This window comes from Fibrobacter sp. (assembly GCA_024398965.1).
GTDB lineage: Bacteria > Fibrobacterota > Fibrobacteria > Fibrobacterales > Fibrobacteraceae > Fibrobacter.
On record JAKSIF010000097.1, the window covers coordinates 1 to 3,641 of the forward strand.

1 protein-coding gene is annotated in these 3,641 nt (G+C 51.6%); it reads right to left on the reverse strand.

Features of this window, described 5'->3' with window-relative positions:
* The coding region (locus MJZ26_14665; protein ID MCQ2107020.1) for an ATP-binding protein at nucleotides 1–3,570 on the reverse strand (3,570 nt) is incomplete at its 3' end.
* Nucleotides 3,571–3,641: the final 71 nt, after the last annotated feature.

Here is a 3,641-nt window from a genome sequence, read left to right on the forward strand (position 1 = left end):
TCTGTATTCTTTGGGTAGGCATCCAAACATTTTTTTAAAGTTTTTGGTAAAGTAGCTTGGCGACGAAAAGCCTGTCCGATCTGAGATTTGTGATGTGCTCAGCGTACTGGTGCGCAGTAGTTCTGCTGCGTGTTTAAGGCGGATGGTGTTGATGAATTCGCTGGGTGATTGCCCCGTGATTCCATGTATCTTGCGGTAGAGTGTCATACGACTGGCGCACATGTCACTACTGAATTGGTCTACGTTGTAATTCTTGTCGGCAAGGTGCTCCTCCACGAGTTTCTGCGCACGGGTAATGATTTCCTCGTCGATGGGTGAATAAGTCAGTTGTGCCACCTCCTTGCCGTCTTCATGCTGGAAATGTTGCATGGTGGCTTTGCGCTGTTCCTGTAGATGCTTGATGCGATTGAGCAGAACGGCAGGGCTGAATGGTTTGGTGAGGTAGCAGTCGGCTCCCATCTTGTAGCCTTCGAGTTGGTCTTCATCGCTGGTCTTGGCTGTGAGCAGGATGACGGGAATGTGGCTGACGTTCTCTGTGCTCTTGATGCGGCGGCAGAGCTCGAATCCATCCATGAGCGGCATCATGACATCGCTGATGATGAGTTCCGTGTCGGGCTGTGCGGACAATTGTTCCCAAGCCTCCTGCCCGTTATTGGCTTCGCTTACGTCAAACCCCTCTTCACGTAGTTGTTCGGCGATGAGTGCGCGCAGTTCAAGGTTGTCTTCTACCAGGAGTATGCAAGGATGTGTGCTGGTGCTGGAGGTTTCTTCTTGCGCGGTAGCAGATTCATCTTCTGAATCCTGCCCTGAAATTGAAGTTTGTGCAGCAGAGTCCTCGTTGATGCAGTGTTGCTCGTGCATCAGTGGTATCTCAAACCAGAAGTTGGAACCTTTGCCCTCTTGGCTCTCTACTCCCACATCTCCACCGTGCAGACGCACCAACTCGCGAACCATGTGGAGACCGATACCGCTGCCGCCCTGTGAATTGGCGTTGTCCGACTGGAAATAGCGGTCGAAAATGTGTGGCATGTCGTTGGCCTTTATGCCTATGCCATCGTCTTTGACGCGCACGGTGAGACGGCTGTTGTCTTCGGTTTTCAGTTGCAACTCCAGGCTGATATGTCCCCCCTCAGGCGTGAATTTCATAGCGTTGCTGAGCAGGTTCCATACGATGTGGTGCATCTTCTCATGATCGAAGGTGGCGTAGAGTACCTTGTCGGGGTGTATATAATTCAGTTCAATATTTTTGCGTTGTGCTAGAGGTTGGAAAGCCTCTATGGCAGCCGATAGGAATTGTACCATATCTGCATTGCGTGGCGAGATGTGTTCTGCACCCAATTCCATGCGACGGAAGTCAAGCAGCTGGTTGATGAGTTGTTGCAGTTCCAAGGCGTTACGTTGGATGCTCTCAAGCCGGTTGCGGTCGCGTTCGGAGAGTGACGAGGCCGATGCCAACATCTGTTCCACAGGTACCAGTATGAGGGTGAGCGGTGTGCGCAGCTCATGGCTGACGTTGGTGAAGAAGCGGAACTTCAGTTCCATGAGTTGCTCCTCCATTTGTGTCATGCGCTTGCGTCGTACGTAATTGGAATATTGCTTGAATATTACTATAATGCCAGATAATGCCAATAGTATGTATAGCGTGTAGGCCCAGCCCGATTCCCACCACGCAGGCAAACGATGTAGGGTGAAGACCTCATGCTCCACGCCCCAGATGCCCTGTCCGTTGGTGGCACGTACCTCTATGGTGTAGTCCCCCTTGGCGGGTGAGGTCAGTACGATGGTGTTGCTGCCCATCGGCAGTTCAACCCATTCGGCCGTACTGGTGCTGAAGAGGTCGTTTCTTGTCAGCCGGTAGGCAAACTGCACCTGTTCGGCCAGATGCTGTTGCAGCGTGGTGAGCTGTAGTTCCACTACGTTGGCTTTACGGTCAATATCCATTTCCAGCTGGTCATGCCGAACGAAGTGCTTCTGTCCGTCAATGATAATTGTCGATACAGATGGCTTTACGGTCGTCTTGTCTGACGCGCTGAAGTCGGTTGGCGAGATGTGGCAGTAGCCCTCCTCGTCGAGGATGCATATTGAATCGCCTGGTGCCGTGGACAACTGCGTAAAATGGTCCATGCGTATCATGGGATGGTTGCAGAACAAGGTGCGACAGCCTTGAGTGGACTGATCCCACTCCTTTACGCTTTCGCGCGTAAGAGCCCAGACGTGCCCCTTGTGGTCCTGCCTGATATCAAGTATACGTTTACCGAATGAATTGCTGAGAGCGGTAATGAATCGTGGGGCTTTGTCGCTGTTGCAGTTGTAGGCATATACACGTCCTACACTGGTGCCTATGATGAGTGTGCCGTCGCTGAGCAGTGTCATCGTGGAACAAGTCTCGTATTCCTGCAGCAGGGGGACGGCCTCTGTACCCCCTCGTCGCATCATGCAAAGTCCTTTCTGCCGGCTTTGACAGAAAATGTTGCCTTGGCGGTCCTGTACGGCCCTGAGCACGTCTGGCTGTTTCTGTCGTATTGTCTCCAGCAGTTTGTCTTCGTCTTGCATCAACTCTTTGTGGCCGACATATTTGCGGATGCCATTCTGGTATCCAGGCAGCAAGAAGGAATGACGCGATGCGCCCGACACCCATAGATTGTCGTACTTGTCGCGCGTGATATTGGTATAGTAGTACTTACCCTTTGGGAGTCTGTCGCTGATGGCAGAGAGACGCAAGTTATTGTTAGCATCAATCTCATAGGCAAAGACGCCCGCAGTGGTGGTTACCCAAAGGATATTGGCATGGCTATCCGGTTCTATGTCCATCACCTTGTCCATTCCTTCAAACTCTTGGCTCATTGTGGCAGGTTGCAGTTCCGTTTTAGCTTGGTTACCTACCATGTTGGGGATGTATTTCACTATACCCTTTCCCCATGAACCGATCCAGTAGCAACCGTGTTCGACGTCTTCAATCATGCATTGCGGGTCGACATTCTCCTGCATGGCATAGGGGACAAAGTCTCTCTTCTTGATATCATAGCGCCACATGCACCCATTGCTCTGAGCCAGCCATAAGGTATGCTGACTGTCTTCCATGAAAGCATTGACAAACTTGGGCCCCTTGCCCCGCTTCCTGACGTCAATTTTCTGTAACAAATGCTCGTCTGCGTCAAGATGGAACAAAGCAGTACTGGTGGACAGCCACACGGTGCCGTCGGTCAATGCTAAAATGGCCTCAATGGACACACGCTGCGTCTCCTCCACAGCAATGCTGTGTATGCTGTAGTTCTCTTTGTTGAGCACGTATGCACCTTGTGAGGTGGCAAACCAAATGTGTCCCTTGCCATCCTCGACGATGTCCATCACGTAATTCGAACGCATCAGTTTCGGGTTCTGCTCATTCGCACAAAAAGCGTCAGCCTGGTAGCCATTGTCGCGATACAATCCCTCCTCTGTGCTGTACCATAGGTAACCCTCGCTGTCGGGGAAGAACACGGCGACGCTGCCCCATGGAATGTTTTTGATGCTAGGCAGGTCGGTGACGATGGCGCTTTCCTGTGCTTTGCAGCAAATGGCCGTGAGCATACAGACGGACACACATAGCGCTCTTGTCCAACGATTAGAAAACGATGCAAACATGTGGATAGATCACTTTA